This window comes from Pseudomonas sp. 3B-A001-10F (assembly GCF_056313565.1).
This window is the reverse complement of sequence record NZ_JBQYFW010000004.1, coordinates 1-22,868: the sequence shown is the minus strand read 5'-3', so window position 1 is coordinate 22,868 and position 22,868 is coordinate 1. Positions and strand designations below refer to the sequence as shown.

The 22,868-nt window shown below is 60.9% G+C and carries 12 protein-coding genes; 2 read left to right on the top strand and 10 right to left on the bottom strand.

Going from position 1 to position 22,868, the window contains the following annotated elements; translation table 11 throughout:
- The first annotated feature begins 331 nt into the window (after nucleotides 1-331).
- Entirely contained in the window at nucleotides 332-1,021 is a 690-nt protein-coding gene (locus tag AC0ZWN_RS05635; protein WP_476334340.1) for an NYN domain-containing protein, read from the top strand.
- On the opposite strand, the gene AC0ZWN_RS05630 is transcribed toward AC0ZWN_RS05635, so the two are convergent.
- The 10 genes from AC0ZWN_RS05630 to AC0ZWN_RS05585 form a co-directional block, all read right to left on the bottom strand.
- Nucleotides 1,002-2,564 carry an efflux transporter outer membrane subunit gene (locus AC0ZWN_RS05630; protein WP_476334339.1) on the bottom strand — a complete coding sequence of 521 codons (1,563 nt, stop codon included), beginning with the start codon at nucleotides 2,562-2,564 and terminating at the stop codon, nucleotides 1,002-1,004. The two genes, AC0ZWN_RS05635 and AC0ZWN_RS05630, sit on opposite strands and share 20 nt — an antisense overlap.
- Nucleotides 2,561-3,631: an HlyD family secretion protein gene (locus AC0ZWN_RS05625; RefSeq protein WP_476334338.1), complete on the bottom strand. Its 1,071-nt coding sequence runs from the start codon at nucleotides 3,629-3,631 to the stop codon at nucleotides 2,561-2,563. Before AC0ZWN_RS05625 ends, AC0ZWN_RS05630 begins: the two co-directional genes overlap by 4 nt.
- 27 nt (nucleotides 3,632-3,658) lie before the next feature.
- Entirely contained in the window at nucleotides 3,659-5,197 is a 1,539-nt protein-coding gene (locus AC0ZWN_RS05620) for an MFS transporter (RefSeq protein WP_093440212.1), read from the bottom strand.
- 139 nt (nucleotides 5,198-5,336) lie between these two features.
- Complete coding sequence (locus AC0ZWN_RS05615) at nucleotides 5,337-6,254, bottom strand: LysR family transcriptional regulator (protein ID WP_025113444.1); 918 nt, start codon at nucleotides 6,252-6,254, stop codon at nucleotides 5,337-5,339.
- Nucleotides 6,255-6,428: 174 nt separating this feature from the next.
- Nucleotides 6,429-7,295, bottom strand: a complete 867-nt coding sequence (locus tag AC0ZWN_RS05610) for an ABC transporter permease (RefSeq protein WP_099757659.1) — start codon at nucleotides 7,293-7,295, stop codon at nucleotides 6,429-6,431.
- Nucleotides 7,296-7,315: 20 nt separating this feature from the next.
- Nucleotides 7,316-8,176 carry an ABC transporter ATP-binding protein gene (locus tag AC0ZWN_RS05605; RefSeq protein WP_476334336.1) on the bottom strand — a complete coding sequence of 287 codons (861 nt, stop codon included), beginning with the start codon at nucleotides 8,174-8,176 and terminating at the stop codon, nucleotides 7,316-7,318.
- 22 nt (nucleotides 8,177-8,198) lie between these two features.
- Nucleotides 8,199-9,095 carry a TauD/TfdA dioxygenase family protein gene (locus tag AC0ZWN_RS05600; protein WP_476334335.1) on the bottom strand — a complete coding sequence of 299 codons (897 nt, stop codon included), beginning with the start codon at nucleotides 9,093-9,095 and terminating at the stop codon, nucleotides 8,199-8,201.
- A gap of 376 nt (nucleotides 9,096-9,471) precedes the next feature.
- Nucleotides 9,472-10,839 carry an HlyD family type I secretion periplasmic adaptor subunit gene (locus tag AC0ZWN_RS05595; protein ID WP_093440190.1) on the bottom strand — a complete coding sequence of 456 codons (1,368 nt, stop codon included), beginning with the start codon at nucleotides 10,837-10,839 and terminating at the stop codon, nucleotides 9,472-9,474.
- Nucleotides 10,829-12,985: a type I secretion system permease/ATPase gene (locus AC0ZWN_RS05590; protein ID WP_093440187.1), complete on the bottom strand. Its 2,157-nt coding sequence runs from the start codon at nucleotides 12,983-12,985 to the stop codon at nucleotides 10,829-10,831. The genes AC0ZWN_RS05595 and AC0ZWN_RS05590 overlap by 11 nt, the downstream gene beginning before the upstream one ends.
- A 34-nt stretch (nucleotides 12,986-13,019) precedes the next feature.
- The gene (locus AC0ZWN_RS05585) at nucleotides 13,020-14,372 is read right to left on the bottom strand and encodes a TolC family outer membrane protein (protein ID WP_476334332.1); all 1,353 of its coding nucleotides are present in this window, start codon (nucleotides 14,370-14,372) and stop codon (nucleotides 13,020-13,022) included.
- Nucleotides 14,373-14,731: 359 nt separating this feature from the next.
- Between AC0ZWN_RS05585 and AC0ZWN_RS05580 the strand changes: the two genes are divergently transcribed.
- On the top strand, nucleotides 14,732-22,868 hold an 8,137-nt coding region (locus AC0ZWN_RS05580; RefSeq protein ID WP_476334330.1), incomplete at its 3' end, for a retention module-containing protein.

Genomic DNA, 22,868 nt, shown 5'->3' with positions numbered 1-22,868 from the left:
TGGGGATACTGCTGATTGCTCACTGCGAAAACGGCGATAGACAGGCTACCTATGCAAATAGGCGCGGAGCGAATTTACCTCTCTCTGCAACAACCTCTAATACACAAGCCCTTAAATGGCTTGACCATGGCGGATACCAGCAACCAAAACTGACAAGCCGGTGCTGGAGCTAAACCAGCGGAGTGAGCGTGCAATTATTTGGTGGTTGACCTGCATGACGCGCTCAATCTAGGATTGCCTTACTCAACCCCGTACGTAGCGATTCAGTTCGCTGGCAGTTGGGGTGAAGAAACCGGCCTAGGCCGGTTTTTTCGTTTCTGAGGAATAATTTGTGCGTACTGCTTTCTTTGTTGATGGCTACAACTTGTTCTATGGGCTGCTCGCGGGCCCCCCCTATAAATGGCTCAATCTCGAAGGTTTGCTGATTCATGTCGCACACATCGATAACCCGCAGAACGCCGTTGTCTCGATTGACTATTTCACCTCATCAATAAAACCAGAACTCGCGACGCTGGGCCGAATTTCAAAAGAGGCCCAAGACACTTACATAAGGGCACTGCGCACGACCAATGTCAGAGTGCATTTTGGTCGGCATCATCTTGAGCAGGCTAAAGCGCCTCGATTCATCGACAAAAACACCAAGGCCTCACGTCAGGACAAGGTCGACATCTGGAAGCTTGAAGAAAAGGAAACCGACGTTCATATCGCGATCAGCATGTATCGCACTGCCTGCCAGCAGGCAATGTTCGCAACGCAAGATCGCGTCGAACAACTCGTACTGGTTTCGAGTGACACTGATATCACCCCCGCATTGAGAGCAATACGTGCGGACTTTCCTCACCTAACCATCGGCGTCATTCTTCCTCACAGGGCAGGTTTGAATCGGCCCACCCCGGGCTCTCTGAAAGATCACTCTCACTGGCTGCGCCGCGTGATCACAGAGGAAGAATTTCTCACTAATCAGTTTCCAGGCCGAGTAGCCACGCACAAAAAACCAGCGTTCAAACCGGATTATTGGTAGGTACTTCTGCCGGATACACCGACTCCCATCCCCCACCCAACGCCTTGTACAAACCCACCATCGCCAACGAAACACCGGTCGAACTCTCAACCCACTGCTCCTGCGTCGCCAGCAGCGCGCTTTGCACGGTGAGGACGTTGACGAAATCGACCACGCCTTCGACGTATTGCTGTTGCGCGGTGCGCAGGGCGATCTGGTTCTGGCGGACGGCTTCGGCGAGGCTGTCACGGCGGCGTTGACTGGCGTTGTAGGCGGTCAGTTGATCGTCGATTTCGTGCCATGCGCGCAGTACGGTTTGCTGGTAGGCGACGGCGGCTTCCTGCTGTTGCGCTTCACGCAGTTGCAGCATGCCGCGCAGGCGTCCGCCGTCGAACAGCGGCAGGCTGAATTGCGGGCCGATGCCGAACGCGCGTGAGCCCCACGAGCCAAAGTCGCTGAGTTGCATGGCTTGAGAGCCAAGGTTGCCGGACAAGGTGATACGCGGATAGAAATCACCCTTGGCCACGCCGATGTTGGCAGTGGCGGCGTGCAGGCGCGCTTCGGCCTGGCGGATATCCGGTCGGCGTTCGGCCAGTTGCGACGGCAGACCGATGGCGACTTGCAGGGGTGACTGCGGCACGGCGGCGTCTGTGGATAACTCCTTGGCCAATGCCTGTGGCGGTTCGCCCATCAACAGGCTGATCGTATTGATCAGTTGCGATTGGCGCTGTTCCAGCGCGGGCAGGCGCGCCTTGATCGCGGCGACTTGCGCAGCGGCTTCGGCGACGTCGAGATCAGTCGCCACGCCGTCGGCCAGGCGCAGTTGCGAGAGTTTCAGGCTATGCCGGGCGACGTCGAGGTTCTGCTCGGTGACGGCGCGGGTGTTCTGCACACCGCGTAGCTGGATGTAGTTTTGCGCCGTATCGGCAAGCACGGCGAGCAGCACACCGCGACGGTCGTTTTCGGCGACTTCGAGGTTGGCGTCGGCGGCTTCGGTTTCGCGGCGCACGCGACCCCAGAAATCCAGTTCCCACGAGGCGGAGAAACCGGCGTCCCACAGGTTGAAGGCAGAATCACCATTGTGCCCGGACGGATCGTTCAGGCCCTCGCCGCTGTTGCGTTTGCGCGCGTAACTGCCAGTGGCGGCGGTGTTCGGATAACGATCAGCGGTGATCACCTGGCGAGCGGCGCGGCTTTGTTGCAGACGGCTGCTGGCTAGTTGCAGGTCGAGGTTGCTCTGCATCGCACGTTGAGTGAGCGCGGAGAGTTGCGGGTCGTGGAAGACTTCCCACCAGCGTTCGTTCAGGGGTTCGCTGATGGCTTGGCTGGGGGCGGATTTGGCAGGTTTGGCCCAGTCGGCGATTTGTGTGGCTTCGGGCTTCTGGAAGTCTGGGCCTACGGTGCAGGCGCTGAGGCTTACTGCAAGCAAGATACTTAAAGTGAGTGGCTGCCACTGGCCTCTTCGCGAGCAAGCTCGCTCCCACAGGGGGGCTGCGGTGTTGCCGAGGTCCAATGTGGGAGCGAGCTTGCTCGCGAAGGCGTCTGCCGATTCAACACCCCTCATCGCTGAGTCACCTCACGCACCGACGTCGCCGAGCTTCTGGTATCAATGCTCGCCTCCACCGACATGCCCACCCGCAACCGTTCGGCCAACGGCTGCCCCGGTTCCAGCATGATCTTCACCGGAATCCGCTGCACCACCTTGGTGAAGTTACCGGTGGCGTTGTCCGGTTTCACCGCTGCGAAGGTCACGCCCGTCGCCGGGGCGATACTCTCGACCCGTCCGCTCAACGCTTCGCCGCCGAGGCTGTCGACACGCACCTGCACCTCTTGCCCCGGCTGCACGTCAGTCAGCTGTGTTTCCTGAAAATTGGCCACCACGTAAGCCTGTTGCAGCGGCACCACCGCCAGCAGTTTGCTGCCCGGCGTCACATACGCGCCTACGCGCACCGCACGCTCGCCGATCATGCCGTCCTGCGGTGCAGTGATACGCGTGTAAGAGAGTTCAAAACTGGCGATTTCCAGCGCCGCTTGTGCGTGCTTCAAACTGCCTTCGGCGGCATCCCGCTGAGCCGTGAGAATGTCGACCTGCTTGCGCTCTGCCGCCAGTTTCGCCGTGGCGGTGTCGAGATGCGCCGAGGCTTGATCGATGCGAGTACGCGCCTGTTGCACGTTCTGCACCGTACCGGCACCAACGCCGGCCAAATGGTTGTAGCGATTCAACTCCTGCTGGGCGAAAGCCATTTCAGCTTTGGCCGACACCACCGAGGCCTGCGCCTGGGCGATCACCGAAGTCTGGCGTTCCAGCGTCGCTTTGGCGTTCTGCAATTGCGCCCGCGCGACCAGGGTCTGCGCGTCCGCCGCTTCGGCTGACGCGCGCAAATCGCGATCATCGATCAGCGCCAGCAATTGCCCGGCCTTCACTTGCTGGTTGTCTTCCACCAGCACTTCTTTGATGAAGCCGGCCACACGCGGCACCACCAGGGTGTAGTCGGCAGAGACAAAGGCGTCGTTGGTGTTTTGCTGGGTGCGTTTGCCAAACACGCCGGGCAGCGCCAGATACACCAGCACGCCGACGGCCAGCGCGGCCGCGATGGCCACCGCGAGTTTTTGCTTTGCTTGAGTCGTCATAAAAACCTTCATTGTTCAGTGCAGCAATCAGGTCGACGCGCGGGGCGGAAAGATCCGCGTCGGCAGCCAGAAAATCAGCAGGATCAACGCCACCGCGACGCCAGCCATGCACACGTAAAGATCGGAAGAAGTCAGCACCACAGCCTGTTCGTGCAGGCGATGGGCAAGGCCCGGATCGCTGCGATCGGCAAGCGGCGAATTGCCGAGGCTGTCGACCAACATGGTCGAGTGGAAATGCAGACGCGCCGTAGTCAGCGCCTCAAGCACCCCGGTGGCGACCACCGCCGCCAGACCTTTCACGGTGTTGAACCACGCCGAGGCAAACGGACCGTCCGTTGGCTGGATGCTGCCGGTCGAGAGCATCAACAGCGGCAGCACCGACATCGGCTGGCCGAAGATCTGCAGCCATTGCAGAACGTAGAAGTTGTCGCGAATCCATTCTGAAGTCAGTAGCGATCCGCCCAGGCAGGACAGCGTCAACATGCTCAAACCCATGCCAAGCACCCAGCGGCAATCGACCCAGCGCAGGTTGCACAACGCTGCCACCAACGGCAGCGCAATCAGTTGCGGCAATGCGGCGATCAGCATGATCGGTGCGGTCTGCGCCGGGCGATAACCCTGCACCTGCGCCAGATAACTCGACGGAATCAACACCACCGCCTGCAGAACTATCAGCACACCGGCCAGGGTCATCAAGGCGAACGACAGGTTACGAATACCGAGCATCTGCAATTTGAAAAACGGGATCGGCTGCGACCACTCGTTGATCAGGAACGCCACCAGCAGCAGCGAGCCGGCGCCGAGCAATCCACAGATCAGGCTCGACTCGAACCAGTCCAGCCGATTGCCCTGCAGCAAACCGATCACCAACATGCAGATCGCCGGAAAGCCCAGCAGCAGGCCTTTCCAGTTGAACGATTTGAGGCGCTCCAGACGCAGCGGGTCCTGCGGAATACCCCACGCGACCATCGCCATGGCGATCAGACAAGGCACGATGATTTGCCAGAACGTCCACTGCCAGCCGACGTATTCCGTCCACAAACCGGCCAGCGGCGTGCCGAGGCCGGGGCCGAATGTCGCCGTCAGTGCGTAGCCGGCCAGACCGTAAAGCTTGATGTTCGCCGGCAAAAAGCGCAGGGCGACGGTCATCAGCATCGGTGGCAGCGCACCGCCTGCCAGCCCTTGCAGGATGCGCATCAGCAGCAGACTTTCGTAATTCGGCGCAAACGGGCACAGCACACCCAGCAAGGTGAACAGGCCAATGGCGCAGAGAGTGAAGCGGCGCAACGAGAAGGTCACCGAACACCACGGCGCGAAGGCCATGGCCGCGACCGAGGTGGCGGTGTAGCTGGCGACCAGCCAGGTGCCTTCGTCGTAACCGATGTGCAACCCGCCACGGATGTCGGCCAGGGCTACCTTGGTGACCATCTCGTTGAGGCCCGACACCAGCACCGCCAGCAGCACGCCGACCAGGCCAATGATGATCCGCGCCCCGAACACCGGTGGCGTCGCCGCCTTCGCCGGGCTGGCCGCAGCGATGGGCATCGCGGCCGTCAGGGATGTCATGAGTACACACTCCGGAGGGAAAAATACCGGAGCATCTTAGTCGGGCTTGGCAATGGCTAAAATTGACTTATTGGCAGGTTATAAGTGCGCCAGACGCAACAATTAACCCCTCCCACAGGGTTTTGTGTTGATTCGGAGGTCAGGGCTGGGCCGCCAGCCACGTTTCGTCGCAACAGGCCTTGAGGGTTTCGCGCAGCCAGCGGTGCGCCGGATCTTTGTCGAAACGCGGGTGCCAGGCTTGGGTCAGCATCAAGGTCGGCAACGGGATAGGCAGGTCGAATGAGCGCAGTTTCAAACCGAGCCGGCGCACGCTGAGCAGCGCTTCTTTGGGCACCGGCAGGATCAGATCGGAATCCGGCAAGGCAAACATCGCCGCATGAAAACTCGGCGCAATCACTGCCACACGGCGCTCCAGCCCCAAGGCATTCAGCGCCGTATCAATCGGGCCGCGCGCGATGCCACGGCGCGACATGCTGATGTGGGAAAACCCGGCGTAGCGCTCGGCGGTGATTTCGCCGTCGAGCAATGGATGGTCTTCGCGTACCAAGCCCACAAAGTGTGTGGAAAACAGGTTCTGCACTTTGACTTCCGGGGTGACGGGGCGGGTGTTGCTGACGCTCAGATCGATGCGGCCCTCGCGCAGTGCCTCATCGTCGCCATCGCCTTCCGGGACGAAACGCAATTCGCAGTGCGGCGCCAGTTGATCGAGGGTGTCGAACAGCTTGCCGCCGTAAACACCGATGAAAAAGTCATTGGCGCGGATGCTGAAACGACGGCGTAACGTGCCCAGTTCCACAGTGTCGGCGGAACGGAACAACAGCGCGGCCTGCTCGACCACATCGCGCACCTGTTCGCGCAACTCCAGCGCCTTGGGGGTTGGCACTAGGCCACGACCGGCGCGCACAAGGATCGGGTCGCCGATGGCTTCGCGGATCCGCGTCAGGGTACGGCTCATGGCGGCCGGGCTGAGGTTCATCCGCCGCGCGGCGCCAACCACGCTGCCCTCATCGAGCAAGGCGTCGAGGGCGACCAGAAGGTTCATGTCCGGAAGTTGCATGCTGAGCACTCTTGGCTGACCAGGATTGATCTGGGCGCAATGCTAGCAAACATCTTTCAGAGTAGGCGTTGATCTTACTGACGCCTTCGCGAGCAAGCTCGCTCCCACATTTGGAATGCATTCTCCTGTGGGAGCGAGCTTGCTCGCGAAGGGGCCAGACGCAACGCCACAGAGTTACCGCTGCATCCCCCACCGCTTAACGGTCACCCGCTCCAGCGTATCGAACACCAAGTTCTCCACCAGCAACCCGATCAGGATCACCACCGCCAACCCGGCAAACACCTTGTCGGTGTACAGCTCATTACGATTCTGAAAAATGTACCAACCCAGACCGCCCTTGCCACTGGTCGCGCCAAACACCAATTCCGCCGCGATCAACGTGCGCCAGGCAAACGCCCAGCCAATCTTCAACCCGGCCAGAATCGACGGCAGCGCTGCCGGAATCAGGATGAACAGCACCAGTCGCAAGCCCTTCAAACCATAATTGCGCCCGGCCATGCGCAAGGTTTCCGAGACACCGAGAAACCCGGCATAGGTATTCAGCGCCAGCGCCCACAACACCGAATGCACTAGGACGAAAATCAGGCTGTTCTGCCCCAGACCAAACCACAGCAGCGCCAGTGGCAACAGGGCAATCGCCGGTAGCGGGTTGAACATCGAGGTCATCGTGCTCAGCAGATCACGGCCCAACTGCGTCGACACCGCCAGCGTGGTCAGGGCAAAAGCGAGGACGATACCGATCAGATAGCCCTTGATCAGCACCACCAACGATATCCATACCTTGGCCAGCAGCTCACCGCTGAGCAGCCCATCGAATAGCGCATGGCTGGTCTGCAGGAAACTCGGCAGCATCAGGTCGTTGTTCTGAATCCGCGCGACCACTTCCCACAGCACCGCCAGCACAATCAGGATCAGGCTTTTACGCAACCAGCCCTGTTGCCACAGCCGCGTGCCGAGCGACAGCTCTCGCTCGACTGGCACCTGCGTCAACGGTTCCAGCACAATTTCGAACTCTTCACGCACGGATGATGAATGGCTCATCGGGTAGTCCTCCTGGCCGCTCAATAGGCAATGCGAATGTCGTTGAAGTCGTGATCGCGCTCGGTTTCCGCCGGCTGACCTTCGTCGAACAGCAGCCGATGAATGCGCCGCGCCGATTCCTGAAACGCCACGCCGCCGAGGCTGTGCAGATCGTATTGATGGCTGTGCACTTCGGCGCGCACTCGACCCGGATGCGGCGACAGCAGCAGGATGCGATTGCCGACCACCAATGCTTCTTCAATCGAGTGGGTGACGAACAGCAGGGTGAAGCGCACCTCTTCCCAGAGCAGCAGCAATTCTTCCTGCATCTTGCGTCTAGTCAGCGCATCGAGTGCGGCGAATGGTTCGTCCATCAGCAGGATTTTCGGCTGCATCGCCAGCGCCCGGGCAATCGCCACGCGCGCCTTCATGCCGCCGGACAACGTGTGCGGATAGGCATCGGCAAACGCCGCCAGACCGACCTTTTCCAGATAGTGCAGCGCACGTTCTTCGGCTTCTTGTTTCTTCAGCGTGCGCGAGGCAAGCAGCGGAAACATCACGTTCTGTTTGACGGTTTTCCACGGTGGCAGTTGGTCGAATTCCTGAAACACCACGATCCGGTCCGGCCCCGGCGCATCGACGCGCTGGCCTTGCAGACGGATCTCGCCTTCGCACGGCTGTATGAACCCGGCGACCGCTTTGAGCAACGTCGATTTGCCGCAACCGGACGGGCCGAGCAGCACGTAACGATCGGCCGGGTCGATTTCAAAACTGACCTGATGGGTGGCGCGCACCACGCGTTGCGGCGTGCGGTATTCGAGACTGACGTGATCGACCGCCAGCAACGCGTCGCTGCGGGCGATCAGGTTGCTGGCCGCGTGGCCTGGCAAGGGAGCGTTCATGGTTTGATCAATCTCCGGCTAATCAGAAAGGCGCGTCGCCCTGAATGGTCGTGCGATACAGCTTGCGGCGCAGGTGCGCGGGGCAGCCGGCGGCGAGATGGATCAGCGAACGGTTGTCCCAGAACACCAGATCGTGGGGCTGCCACTGATGGCGGTAGATGTTTTGCGGCAGCACGCTGTGGGCGTAGAGCTCGGTCAGCAGCTGCTGGCTCTCGTCTTCGGGCAGGCCGACGATGCGCGTGGTGAACCCTTCGCTGACGAACAGCGCCTTGCGACCGTTCTCCGGATGCGTGCGCACCACCGGGTGCACCACTTCCGCGACCTGAGCCAGTTGCTCCGGGGTCAGGGTCGGGCGCCAGTTGCCTTCGAATTTGGTTTCGCTATAGCGGGCGGTGTAGGAATGCGCGGCCGAACGACCTTCAACAGCTTTGCGCAAGGCCTCGGGCAAGCTGTCCCAGGCTTTGTGCATGTCGGCGAACAGCGTATCGCCGCCCTCCTCTGGTAACTCCTGTGCATGGAGCATCGAGCCGAGACTTGGCAGCTCTTTATAGGAGAGATCGGAGTGCCAGAACTTGCCAGCATCACCGAGGCCGATGTTCTGGCCGTTTTCGATGATGTTGGAAACGATGAGGATTTCCGGGTGATTGGCCAGCAGGAACTGCTTGAGCACGTGGATCTGCAACACGCCGAAGCGGCGGCTGAAGTCGATCTGCTGCTGTGGAGTGATTTGCTGGTCGCGGAACACCACGACGTGGTGATCCAGATGCGCGCGATGGATGCGCGCAAAGTCCTGATCATTGATCGGCCGGGTGAGGTCGAGGCCGATGATCTCGGCGCCGACGGCACCGCTGAACGGTCGGATTTCAAAGGATTGCGGCGCGGCGGTCGCGGCGCTTGGGGAAGCAGTAGCTGCGGACATCTTTCCATCTCCCACGCACGGCACGCTCACGGGCGCGCTCGTCGATCAGACACTCACGCTGGATTGCGTGTTGGTTCAGGTCGTGCGGCGCGCCGATTGGTCGGCAGGTACGCAGGGGGATGACTTTATAGCTATAAGAATTGGAAATTAAATACCGTTAATGAATAACGATATGGCGGAATGGACTGGATGGTGAGTGACGGTTTTTGTCACTTCCTGACAGATGCAGCGATCCGACTGACGCCTTCGCGAGCAAGCTCGCTCCCACAGTTGATCTCCAGTGACCGAAAATTTTGTGTTCGGTAAAGAACCAATGTGGGAGCGAGCTTGCTCCGGGCGGCGATCCGACGAAGAGGCCGGTGGCAGCGCTGAAGATCTAGCGCTCGTGCAACGCCTCAGCCCGCGCGCGGATGATCGGCTTGAGCAGATAACTCAACACCGACTTCTTGCCGGTAATGATGTCCACCGACGCCACCATCCCCGGGATGATCAGCAATGGCTTTTCATCAGTACCCAAGTGGCTGCGCTCGGTGCGCACCTTGATGATGTAGTAGGTGGTTTTCTTGTCTTCGTCGGTGATGGTGTCAGCGCCGATCTGCTCAAGCTTGGCTTTGAGCCCGCCGTAGATGGTGTAGTCGTAGGCAGTGAATTTAACGATCGCTTCCTGCCCCGGGTGCAGGAACGCGATGTCCTGCGGACGGATCTTGGCTTCGACCAGCAAGGTATCGTCCAGCGGGACGATTTCGACCATGTCGCTGCCCGGTTGGATCACGCCGCCGATGGTGTTGACCAGCAATTTGTTGACGATGCCGCGCACTGGCGATGTCACCAGCGTACGGCTGACGCGGTCTTCCAGGGCCTTGCCGGTCGCGCTGGCCTTGTTCAGGTCGGTGCGCGCCTCATTGAGTTGGGTCAGCGCTTCGCTGCGGAATTTGCCGCGCGTCTCGTCGATCTTGCGCTGCACTTCCTTGATCGCCGATTCGGCACGCGGGATGGCCAGCGTCGTTGCATCCAGCTGACCACGGGTTTCCACCTCGGCACGCTTCAGACGTAGCACTTCCACCGGGGACACCGCGCCCTGCGCCACCAGCGGCTCGGACATGTTGATTTCCTGACGCTGCAAGCCGAGTTGCTGACGATACTGCGCTTGCTTGGAGGCGAATTCGCGCAGCTCTTGCTGACGCTGAATCAACTGCTCCTGCAAACCGCCAATCTCGTCGTGCAGTTGCTGACGACGGCTGATGTACAGCGACTCTTCGCTTTTCGCCTGACCCGGCACGGCTTTGAGCACGTCATCGGGGAAATTCAGCGGACGGTCATCCACTTCGGCGCTGAGGCGTTCTACGCGCAGCAGCATCGACAGACGATCGGCCTCGGTTTCGCCGACGTTGGAGGCAAATCGCGTGTCGTCGAGGCGAATCAATGGCGCGCCGGCTTCAACAATCTGGCCTTCCTTGACGAACAGTTCGGAGATGATCCCGCCTTCGAGGTTCTGGATTTTCTGGATCTTCGACGACGGAATCGCCTTGCCATCGCCCTTGGTCACTTCGTCGATCACGGCGAAGTTGGCCCACAGCAGCAGGAAGATAAAGAAGCCGATGATCGCCCAGATGGTCAGGCGCACGACGCGCGGGGCGTCTTCGATCAGCGCTTTGTTGACCTCCGGCAGCGGCTGGCCCTGCAACGATGCCGAGCCCTTGAAGTAGCGACGGATCGAATCCTTGAAACCCGACTTAAGCAACACTGATCTGCCCCTTCTTCAACGCTTCCATCACGGCGGCTTTCGGGCCATCGGCGAGAATCTGCCCACGGTCGACCACCAGCAGGCGATCGACCAGCGACAGCAGCGACGCCCGGTGCGTCACCAGCACCACGGTCTTGTTTTCTATCACTGCCGCGAGGCGTTGCTTGAGTCGTTCTTCACCGGTGTTGTCCATGGCGCTGGTCGGCTCGTCCATCAGCAGGATCGGTGGATTGAGCAACAAGGCCCGGGCCAGTGCAACGTTCTGCCGTTGACCGCCGGAGAGGTTCTGCCCGCGCTCGCCGACTTGCAGCTCGTAACCTTGTGGATGCAAACGCGCGAATTCGTGGACGCCGGCCAGTTCGGCCGCCTGCAGGACCAGCTCGTCTTCGACATAACGCGCACCGGAAACGAGGTTGTCACGCAGGGTGCCGGCCAGCAGTTGGATGTCTTGCGGCACATAACCGATGTTGTAGCGCAATTCGCTGACATCGATCTGGCGGATATCCACACCGTCGACCAACAAGGCGCCGTCATCCGGTTGATAGAGGCCGACCAGCAGTTTCGCCAGCGAACTCTTGCCCGAGCCGCTGCGGCCGATGATGCCGATCTTCTCGCCGGGGCGAATCACCAGGTTGATGTTTTTCAGCGCCGGGTTCTGTTGTTCCGGGTAGGTGAAGCTGAGCTGGCGGCACTCGATCGCGCCTTGCAGCACCTTGCGGCTCAGCGGGCGCTCTTCGAAATTGCGCTCTTGCGGCAGCTCCATCATCTGGTCGACCGAGGTCATGGTTACCCGCGCCTGCTGATAACGGGTCAGCAGACCCGACAGCGACGCCAGCGGGCTGAGGGCGCGGCCGCTAAGCATGTAGCAGGCAATCAGACCGCCCATGCTCAAGTTGCCGGCGATGATCTGGTAGACGCCGAAAACGATCATGATCACCCCGGCCAGTTGCTGGATCAGCAGGGTGATGTTCATCGCCAGACCGGAGAGCATTTTCACTCGCAACTCGAGGCGGCTGAGGGTGCCGATGGTCTGTTCCCACTGGTACTGGCGCTCGCTCTCGGCGTTGTTGACCTTCACCGCGTCGAGGCCGGCGAGGGTTTCGATCAGGCTCGACTGGCGCTCGGCACCGAGGGCCATGGTGCGTTCCATGGTGGCCACCAGCGGCTTCTGCAACGCGTAGCCGATCAACAACGCAATCGGGAACGCCAGCACCGGAATCCACACCAAGTGCCCGCCGAGAATGGCGATGACAATAAAGATGAGGATGGTGAACGGCAGGTCGATCAGGCTGGTCAGGGTCAGCGAGGCGAGGAAGTCGCGCAGGCTCTGAAACTCATGGATGTTCTGCGCAAAACTGCCGACCCGCGCCGGGCGGTACTTCATGGCCATGCCGACGATGCGCTCGAACAGCGTGGCGGAGATGATCAGGTCGGTTTTCTTCCCGGCCAGGTCCAGGCACAGGCTGCGCAGGCTTTTGAGGACCAGGTCGAAGATATAGGCGCCGGTGATACCCAGCGCCAGCACCCACAGGGTCGCTTCGGCCTGGTTCGGCACCACGCGGTCGTAGACGTTCATCACGAACAGCGGCGCGGCCATGGCGATGATGTTGATCAGGAAACTCGCAGCGATGGCATCGGCGTACAGCCAGCGCGAGCGCTTGAGGGTGTCGCGGAACCACGAGCGGGCACGTGGAATCAGCGTGCCGTGGTTGACGTCGAATTTGTGTTGCGGCTGGGCGAAGAAGACTTTGCCGGTGTAATCGTCAGCGAGCAATTCGCGACTGACGATGGACTCGCCGCCGTCGGTTTCGCTGAGCAACACCCGCGCTTCGTGGTCACCCTGCCAGCCGAGCAGGACGGCGCTGCGGCCATCCTTGAGCAGCAACAATGCCGGCATGGCGATCGCCGGAATTTCTTCCAGTTTGCGCTGCAGCACCCGACCTTGCAGGCCGGCGCGAGCCGCCGCGCGGGGCAGCAACTCGACACTCAGGCGTTGTTTGGGCAGCGGCAGGCCGGTGGTCAGCATCGCCGCGCTGGCGGGCTTCTGGTGCAGCATGCAAAGGGCGAGCAGACCGTCCAGTAACGGATCGTCGTGCAACGCGCGTGGATCATGACTGAGTTGAACTCGACTGACTTCTGATTCCACGCTCGACACTCTTTGACAGTTGAAAAGGGATAACTCAATTCATCCCAGGCAGCTGGACCTTGGGCTTCACGTCGTTCTGCACAACGGATGCCAACGGTGCGACCACTCCCTGGCTTCTGAGCAACTCGCCCATGGTCGCCTTGATTCGGTACTGAGTAAATAACTGAATGTTTTTGATTTCCGCCAGACGCCGCGAAGCGGTGAACAACTCGTTTTCGCTGTCGAGCAAATCGAGCAGGGTCCGTTCGCCGAGGCTGAACTGACGCTGGTAGGCGGTGCGCACCGAGGTGCTGTGATCGACGTATTGCTGCGCGATCGGCACCTGCGCGTTGGCGTTGTTCAGGGCGTTCCAGGCCAGACCGAGTTCTTCGTTCAACTGGCGCAAAGCGTTGTTGCGGATGTCCAGCGCCTGGTTCGACAGGTACGACTTGGACTCCAGATCGGCCTTGTTGCTACCACCGGAATAAAGGTTGAAGCGCATGCGCAGCATCGCCTGCCATTCGTTGTTGTGGCCGTTCTGGCCATCGAGATCGTTGTCGGCGGTGCGACCCAGTTCGGCGTCGAAACGCGGGTAGAAGGTCGATTTGGCGGTTTCGTACTGCTTCTCGGCAGCGGCGATGTCGGACTCTGCCGAACGCAGGATCGGACTGTTTTCCAGCATCTGCTGGCGCGCTTCATTGAGGTTGGCCGGCATCATTGCCATGAACGGCGCCGGCCGCTCGAGTTGATCGGGCATCTGGCCGACGGCGCTGAGGAAATTGGTTTCCGAGTCGGCGAGGTTGGTCTGCTCGGTGATCAGGTTGTTGCGGGCCTGGGCCATCCGCGCTTCGGCCTGATCGAGGTCGGCACCGCTGCCGACGCCGCGCTGGGTGCGCAACTGGATCTGATCGTAGATGCGCTGGTGGCTCTTGAGGTTTTCTTCGGCCAGACGCACGAACTCACGACGGGTCAGCACGTCCAGGTAGACCTGGGCGACGGTCAGCGCGGTGCGCTCGGAAGTGCCGAGCAACGAGTAGGCGCGGGAGTTAACGGTGGCTTGTTGACGCCCGACTTCGCTGGACGTCGCAAAACCGTCAAAGACCATTTGCGAGAGACGTAAACTTGACTCGCTGCGGTTCAGGGTTTCCCAGTGGTTGCCGCCGCCACTGGCGCGGGTGGTGACGCTGTCGGTGCCTTCACGGCCATAACCGCCGAGCAGATCGACCTTCGGCAGGTATCCCCCTTTCGCCGCTCTTAATTGATAATCCGCAGCCAAACGACTGTTGACCCCTGCCTGGATTTCCGGATGGACATCCAGTGCCTGCTGCATGGCTTCTGGTAAGGATTGTGCTTGTACAAAAGAGGCGGCGAGAGCGAAGGGTACGGCGAAAAGCAGGGGCGAACGCATGATAGGAATTTCCCAGAACTTCTTGTCTTGAATCACAGCAAAACGTGGCGCTGCGTCGGATGATGGCAACCAGATTGACCGTATGTCGGAAAGTTCAAAACAGGAACTGGATCACACGCTAAAGGACAGGTCGCCGCGGAAATATCAATGTGACATTAGTGGGGCGATTGTTTAGGATGGCACCCAGAAGGTCAATAGTTTGGCATAAAGTTAATAGCGAAAGAATATAGCCAAATTATTGACGATTAGATGCGTCAAACTTGATTCGCAAATTTTAAAAGTACGTCCAGACTGAGTCGGCGCCAAAAGCCATCAGGTCTATGGAAGTCAACTGAACGTGACACCCCGGAGAGTCTTCAATGAGCAGTGTTGTTGCCATCGTCAAAAGCATTGTCGGTCAGGTATTTGTAGTCTCCCCTGAGGGTGTACGTCGCGTACTTGTTGAAGGCGATCGCCTGTTCGTGGGTGACCAGATCGACACCGGCCTCTCCGGCGCCGTGTCGCTTGAGTTGGCTGATGGCCGCACCCTCGATCTGGGCCGTGAGACTCAGTGGAGCGCAAACGCGCCTGACTCCAGCACTGACCTGGCCGAGGCCACTGCGCAGGCAGCGCCGTCGGTAGCCGAACTGCAGCAAGCCATCGCCGCCGGTGTCGACCCGACCACCGCGCTGGACGCCACTGCTGCCGGCCCGAGTGCCGCAGGCACGGGCGGTGCCGCCGGTGGTGGTCACAGCTTCGTCATGCTCGACGCCACCGCTGGCCGCGTTGACCCGACCATTGGTTTCCCGACTGCAGGCATCAACGCTGGCGGACAAGCCGCGCAAAACATCACCGGCGGCCAGACCACCGACACCACCACCAACGCCTTGCGTGATTCGACCCTGAGCCTCAGCGCCACGCCATCCATCACCGAAGCCGGCGGCGTGCTGGTGTACACCGCGACCCTGACCCAGGCGCCGCTGACCGACCTGACCATCACCCTGTCCAACGGCGCGGTGATTGTGATTCCGGCAGGCGCAACCACTGGCACCGTCAATGTGCCGCTGGCGCCGAACGACACCGTTTACAACGACCCGACACAGATCGACGTGACCGTCACCGGCACCACCGGCGGCAATGGCATCACCGTGACCACGCCGACCACTCCGGCCACGACCCAGGTCACTGACACCATCGACACCACCACCGTCACCCTGACGGCTGGGCCGAGTGTCACTGAAGGCGGGCAGATCACTTACACCGCGACCCTGACCAACCCGGCGCAAACCCCGGTGACCGTCACCCTGTCGAACGGCTCGACCATCACCATCGGCGCCGGCCAGACCACCGGCACCGTCAACGTGCCGACCCCGGCCAACGACGTCTATAACAACGGCAGCACTGTCACCACGACGATTACCGGTGCGACTGGCGGCAACTTCGAAAACCTGGTGCCGAACCCGACGCCAGCGGTGACCACCATCACCGATTCGATCGACACCACTAATCTGACCCTGACCGCCACCGGCACAGTGGTCGAAGGCGGCCAGATCACCTACACCGCGACTCTGACCAACCCGGCGCAAACCCCGGTAACGGTCACCCTGTCGAACGGTTCGACCATCACCATTGAGGCTGGGCAGACCACCGGCACCGTCAACGTGCCGACGGCGGCCAATGACGTCTACAACAATGGCGGCACCGTCAGCACCACCATTACCGGCGCCACTGGCGGCAATTTTGAAAGCCTGGTGCCGAACACTACGCCTGCGACCACCACCGTTACCGATTCGATCGACACCACCAGCGTGAGCCTTACCGCCACCGGTACGGTCGTCGAAGGCGGCCAGATCACTTACACCGCGACGCTGACCAATGCTGCGCAGACTCCGGTAACGATCACCCTGTCGAACGGCTCGACCATCACCATTGACGCCGGCCAGACCACCGGCACCGTCAACGTGCCGACTGCGGCCAACGACGTTTACAACAATGGCAGCACCGTCAGCACCACCATCACCGGTACTACCGGCGGCAACTTCGAAAATCTGGTGCCGAACACGACGCCAGCGACCACCACCATTACCGACTCGATCGACGACACCAACCTGTCGCTGACGGCAACCGGGACCGTGGCCGAAGGTGGTTCGATTGTTTACACCGCGACCCTGACCAATCCTGCTGGCACCCCAGTCACCGTGACCCTGAGCAATGGCTCGGTGATCACCATCGAGGCAGGCAAAACCACTGGCACCGTGACCGTTCCGGCGCCAGCCGATGACGTCTATAAAGACGCCGGCAAAGTTGAAGTGACCATCAAGGACGCTTCCGGCGGCAACTTCGAGAATCTGGTGCCAAGCACCGTTCCAGCCGTGACCGAAGTGACCGACACCATCGACACGTCGACCGTGAAACTGACGGCTGACACCTCGGTGCCTGAAGGCGGCACCGTCACTTACACCGCCACCGTCGGTGCGCCGGTGACTGGCTCGCCAGTGATCGTGACCCTGGCCAACGGTCAGAACATCACCATCGAAGTCGGTAAAACCAGCGGCACCGTGACCACCACCGCTCCTAACGATGCGTTGACCGGCAATGCGCCGCTGACCAACTCGATCACCGGTGTTTCCGGTGGTAATTACGAAGATCTGGTTGCCGACAAGACCCCGGTATCGACCACTGTTACCGATGTCGCCGACACCACCAACCTGTCGCTGAGCGCGACCGGTTCCGTGGCCGAGGGTGGTTCGATCGTTTACACCGCGACGCTGACCAATCCGGCCGGCACGCCCGTTACCGTGACCCTGAGCAACGGCTCGGTGATCACCATCGACGCGGGTAAAACCACTGGCACCGTGACTGTTCCGGCGCCAGCTGATGACGTTTACAAAGACGCCGGCAAAGTCGAAGTCACCATCAAGGATGTGTCTGGCGGTAATTTCGAGAACCTGGTGCCGAGCACCACGCCAGCCGTGACCGACGTCACTGACACCATCGATACGTCGACCGTAAAGCTGACGGCTGACACCTCGGTCGCTGAAGGTGGCACCGTCACCTATACCGCCACTGTCGGCGCTCCAGTGACCGGTTCGCCTGTGGTCGTGACTCTGGCCAATGGTCAGAACATCACCATTGAAGTCGGCAAAACCAGCGGCACCGTGACCACCACTGCGCCAAACGATGCACTGACTGGCCAGGCTCCGCTGACCAACGCGATCACCGACGTTTCCGGCGGCAATTACGAAAACCTCGTGGCCGACAAACCCCCCGTCAGCACCACCGTCACCGACACCACTGACACCACCGACCTGACGCTGAGTGCGACGGGAACCGTGGCTGAAGGCGGCCAGATCACTTACACCGCGACCCTGAGCAATGCCGCAGGTTCGCCTGTTACCGTAACCCTGTCGAACGGCTCGGTGATCACCATCGAAACGGGGAAAACCACCGGCACCGTGACCGTTCCTGCGCCAGCCGATGATGTCTATAAAGACGCTGGCAAAGTCGAAGTCACCATCAAGGACGCCACTGGCGGCAACTTCGAAAACCTGGTGCCGAGCACCGTTCCTGCCGTCACCGACGTGACCGATACCGTTGATACCTCGACGGTGAAACTGACCGCCACCGAGACGGCCGCTGAAGGTGGCACCGTCACCTACACCGCCACTATCGGTGCTCCAGTGACCGGTTCGCCTGTGGTCGTGACTCTGGCGAATGGTCAGAACATCACTATTGAAGTCGGCAAAACCACCGGCACCGTGACTACCACTGCACCAAACGATGCGCTGACCGGCCACGCGCCGATCACCAATGCGATCACGGGCGTGAGCGGCGGCAATTACGAAGACCTCGTTGCCGACAAAACGCCGGTCAGCACCACGGTCACCGACACCACTGACACCACCGACCTGACCCTGAGCGCGACGGGAACCGTGACTGAAGGCGGCCAGATCACTTACACCGCGACCCTGACCAATGCCGCAGGTTCGCCTGTTACCGTGACCCTGTCGAACGGCTCGGTGATCACCATCGAGACTGGCAAAACCACTGGCACCGTGACCGTTCCGGCGCCCGTCGATGACGTCTACAAAGACGCCGGCAAAGTCGAAGTCACGATCAAGGACGCGACTGGCGGCAACTTCGAGAACCTGGTGCCAAGCACCGTTCCGGCTGTCACTGACGTAACCGATACCATCGACACCTCGACGGTCAAACTGACCGCCACCGAGACTGCCGCTGAAGGTGGCACCGTCACTTACACCGCCACTGTTGGCGCACCGGTGACCGGTTCGCCGGTGGTCGTGACTCTGGCCAACGGCCAGAACATCACCATTGAAGTCGGCAAAACCACCGGCACCGTGACCACCACCGCACCTAACGATGCGCTGACTGGCCACACGCCGCTGACCAACGCGATTACTGATGTGAGCGGTGGTAACTACGAGAACCTCGTTGCCGACAAGACCCCGGTTTCGACCACTGTTACTGACACTGTCGACACCACCAACCTGTCGCTCACTGCGACTGGCACCGTGGCTGAAGGCGGTTCGATTGTTTACACCGCGACCCTGACCAATCCGGCCGGCACGCCAGTGACCGTGACCCTGAGCAACGGCTCGGTGATCACCATCGAAGCGGGTAAAACCACTGGCACCGTGACCGTTCCTGCGCCAGCCGATGACGTCTACAAGGACGCTGGCAAAGTCGAAGTCACCATCAAGGACGTCACTGGCGGCAACTTCGAAAACCTGGTGCCGAGCACCACGCCAGCCGTGACCGATGTCACTGACACCATCGACACCTCGACCGTGAAACTGACGGCCGACACCACTGTGGCCGAAGGTGGCACCGTCACCTACACCGCCACTGTCGGTGCTCCAGTGACCGGTTCGCCTGTGGTCGTGACCCTGGCCAACGGCCAGAACATCACCATCGAGGTCGGCAAAACCAGCGGCACCGTGACCACCACCGCACCGAACGATGCGTTGAACGGCCACACACCGCTGACCAACGCAATCACTGACGTGAGCGGCGGAAACTACGAGAATCTGGTTGCCGACAAAACTCCGGTCAGCACCACCGTCACCGACACCACTGACACCACCGACCTGACGCTGAGCGCGACCGGCACCGTGGCTGAAGGCGGTTCAATTGTTTACACCGCGACCCTGACCAATCCGGCCGGCACGCCAGTGACCGTGACCCTGAGCAACGGTTCGGTGATCACCATCGAAGCGGGCAAAACCACCGGCACCGTGACCGTTGCAGCGCCTGCCGATGACGTCTACAAGGACGCCGGCAAAGTCGAAGTGACCATCAAGGACGCCACTGGCGGCAACTTCGAGAATCTGGTCCCGAGCACCACGCCAGCCGTGACCGACGTCACTGACACCATCGACACCTCGACCGTGAAACTGACGGCCGACACCACTGTGGCCGAAGGTGGCACCGTCACCTACACCGCCACTGTTGGCGCGCCGGTCACCGGTTCTCCTGTCGTGGTGACCCTGGCCAACGGCCAGAACATCACCATCGAAGTCGGCAAGACTACCGGCACCGTGACCTTCACCGCGCCGAACGATGCACTGACCGGTCAGGCGTCGCTGGGTAATTCGATCACGGGTGTAAGCGGCGGTAACTACGAAAACCTGGTGGCCGACAAGACCCCGGTTTCGACCACGGTCACTGACACCATCGACACCACTGACCTGTCGCTCAGCGCCACCAACTCGGTCGCCGAGGGCGGCTCGATCATCTACACCGCGACGCTGACCAACCCGGCTGGCTCGCCGGTGACTGTGAACCTGTCGAACGGCTCGGTCATTACCATCGAGGCCGGTAAAACCACCGGCACCGTGACTGTCGCTGCGCCAGCCGATGACGTCTACAAAGACGCCGGCAAAGTCGAAGTCACCATCAAGGATGTGTCTGGCGGTAATTTCGAGAACCTGGTCCCGAGCACCACGCCAGCCGTTACCGAAGTGACTGATACCATCGACACTACCACCGTCAAACTGACCGCCACCGAGTCAGCGGCTGAAGGTGGCACCGTTACTTACACCGCCACCGTAGGCGCTCCAGTCACCGGTTCGCCGGTCGTCGTGACCTTGGCCAACGGCCAGAACATCACCATCGAAATCGGCAAAACCACCGGCACCGTGACCACCACTGCGCCGAACGATGCGTTGAACGGCCACACCCCGCTGACCAATGCGATCACTGACGTAAGCGGCGGTAACTACGAGAATCTGGTTGCCGACAAGACTCCGGTTTCGACCACTGTTACTGACACTGTCGACACCACCAACCTGTCGCTGACTGCGACCGACACCGTGGCTGAAGGCGGTTCGATCGTTTACACCGCAACACTGACCAATCCGGCCGGCACGCCAGTCACCGTTACCCTGTCCAACGGCGCCGTGATCACCATTGAGGCGGGTAAAACCACTGGCACCGTCACCGTCGCTGCGCCCGCCGATGACGTCTATAAAGACGCCGGCAAAGTTGAAGTCACGATCAAGGACGCCACTGGCGGCAACTTCGAGAACCTCGTTCCGAGCACCAACCCAGCCGTTACCGACGTCTCTGACACCATCGACACTTCGACGGTCAAACTGACCGCTACCGAGTCCGCGGCTGAAGGTGGCACTGTCACCTACACCGCCACGGTCGGTGCGCCAGTCACTGGCTCGCCAGTTGTGGTGACCCTGGCCAACGGCCAGAACATCACCATCGAAGTGGGTAAAACCAGCGGCACCGTGACCACCACCGCGCCAAACGATGCGCTGACTGGCCACGCTCCACTGACCAACGCGATCACCGACGTTTCCGGCGGCAATTACGAAAACCTCGTGGCTGACAAAACCCCGGTCAGCACCACCGTCACCGACACCGTCGACACCACCAACCTGTCGCTGACCGCGACCGGTTCGGTGAACGAAGGCGGCCAGATCACCTACACCGCGACCCTGACCAACGCCGCTGGTTCGCCGGTCACCGTGACTCTGTCGAACGGTGCCGTGATCACCATCGACGCCGGCAAAACCACCGGCACCGTCACCGTCGACGCGCCGAAAGATGACGTCTACAAAGATGCCGGCACCGTTGAAGCGACCATCAAGGGAGCGACCGGTGGCGACTTCGAAAACCTCGTCACCAGCACTACTCCGGCCGTCACCACCGTCAACGACACCATCGACACCTCCACCGTGTCGCTGACCGCCACGGCGAACGTCGCTGAAGGCGAAACCGTGGTCTACACCGCGACCGTGACCGCGCCAGTGACTGGTTCACCGGTTGTCCTGACCCTGTCCAACGGCCAGACCATTACCATCGCTGTCGGTGAAACCACCGGTTCGGTGAACTTCGTTGCACCGAACAGCCCTCTGGCCGGTGGCAGCTCGCTGAGCGTGACCATCGACGGCGCTACCGGTGGCAACTACGAAAAACTCGCGGTCGACGGCAAGTCCGCCGACACCGCGGTTTCGGACACCACCGACACCACCAACCTGAACCTGACCGCGACCGATTCGGTGGCTGAAGGCGGTTCGATCGTTTACACCGCGACGCTGACCAACCCGGCCGGCACCCCGGTGACCGTGACCCTGTCGAACGGTTCGGTGATCACTATCGAAGCCGGCAAAACCACCGGCACCGTAACCGTTCCAGCGCCTGCCGATGACGTCTACAAAGACGCCGGCAAGGTCGAAGTGACGATCAAGGATGCAACGGGCGGTAACTTCGAAAATCTGGTGCCGAGCACTGTGCCGGCCGTGACCAACGTCACCGATACCATCGACACCACCACCGTCAAGCTCACCGCGACCGAGTCGGCGGCTGAGGGTGGCACCGTCACTTACACCGCGACGGTGGGTGCGCCGGTTACCGGTTCGCCTGTGGTCGTGACCCTGGCTAACGGTCAGACCATCACCATCGGCGTTGGCCAAACCACCGGCACCGCAACCACCATCGCCCCGAACGATGCATTGACCGGTCACGCACCGATCACCAATGCAATCACCGAGGTCAGCGGTGGCAATTACGAGAATCTGGTCGCCGACAAGACCCCGGTTTCGACCAATGTCACCGACACCGTCGACACCACTAACCTGTCGCTGACGGCAACCGGCACCGTGGCTGAAGGCGGCTCGATCATCTACACCGCGACATTGACCAACGCTGCCGGCTCGCCAGTCACCGTAACGCTGTCGAACGGCGCCGTGATTACCATCGACGCGGGCAAGACTTCCGGCACTGTCACCGTTCCAGCCCCGGCAGATGACGTTTACAAAGATGCAGGCAAAGTCGAAGCGACCATTTCGACCGCCACCGGTGGCAACTTCGAGAACCTGGTGCCGAGCACTGTTCCGGCCGTGACCAACGTCACCGACACCATCGACACCTCGACCGTCAAACTGACGGCTGATACGTCGGTCGCTGAAGGCGGCACCGTCACTTACACCGCCACTGTGGGCGCACCAGTAACCGGTTCGCCGGTCACCGTGACGCTGGCCAACG

What these genes read in the sequence shown, in the direction of transcription:
- AC0ZWN_RS05610 (WP_099757659.1), bottom strand. Translation starts at nt 7,295, where the DNA reads ATGAGCCATTCATCATCCGTGCGTGAAGAGTTCGAAATTGTGCTGGAA.
- AC0ZWN_RS05605 (WP_476334336.1), bottom strand. Translation starts at nt 8,176, where the DNA reads ATGAACGCTCCCTTGCCAGGCCACGCGGCCAGCAACCTGATCGCCCGC.
- AC0ZWN_RS05630 (WP_476334339.1), bottom strand. Translation starts at nt 2,564, where the DNA reads ATGAGGGGTGTTGAATCGGCAGACGCCTTCGCGAGCAAGCTCGCTCCC.
- AC0ZWN_RS05615 (WP_025113444.1), bottom strand. Translation starts at nt 6,254, where the DNA reads ATGCAACTTCCGGACATGAACCTTCTGGTCGCCCTCGACGCCTTGCTC.
- AC0ZWN_RS05585 (WP_476334332.1), bottom strand. Translation starts at nt 14,372, where the DNA reads ATGCGTTCGCCCCTGCTTTTCGCCGTACCCTTCGCTCTCGCCGCCTCT.
- AC0ZWN_RS05620 (WP_093440212.1), bottom strand. Translation starts at nt 5,197, where the DNA reads ATGACATCCCTGACGGCCGCGATGCCCATCGCTGCGGCCAGCCCGGCG.
- AC0ZWN_RS05600 (WP_476334335.1), bottom strand. Translation starts at nt 9,095, where the DNA reads ATGTCCGCAGCTACTGCTTCCCCAAGCGCCGCGACCGCCGCGCCGCAA.
- AC0ZWN_RS05625 (WP_476334338.1), bottom strand. Translation starts at nt 3,631, where the DNA reads ATGACGACTCAAGCAAAGCAAAAACTCGCGGTGGCCATCGCGGCCGCG.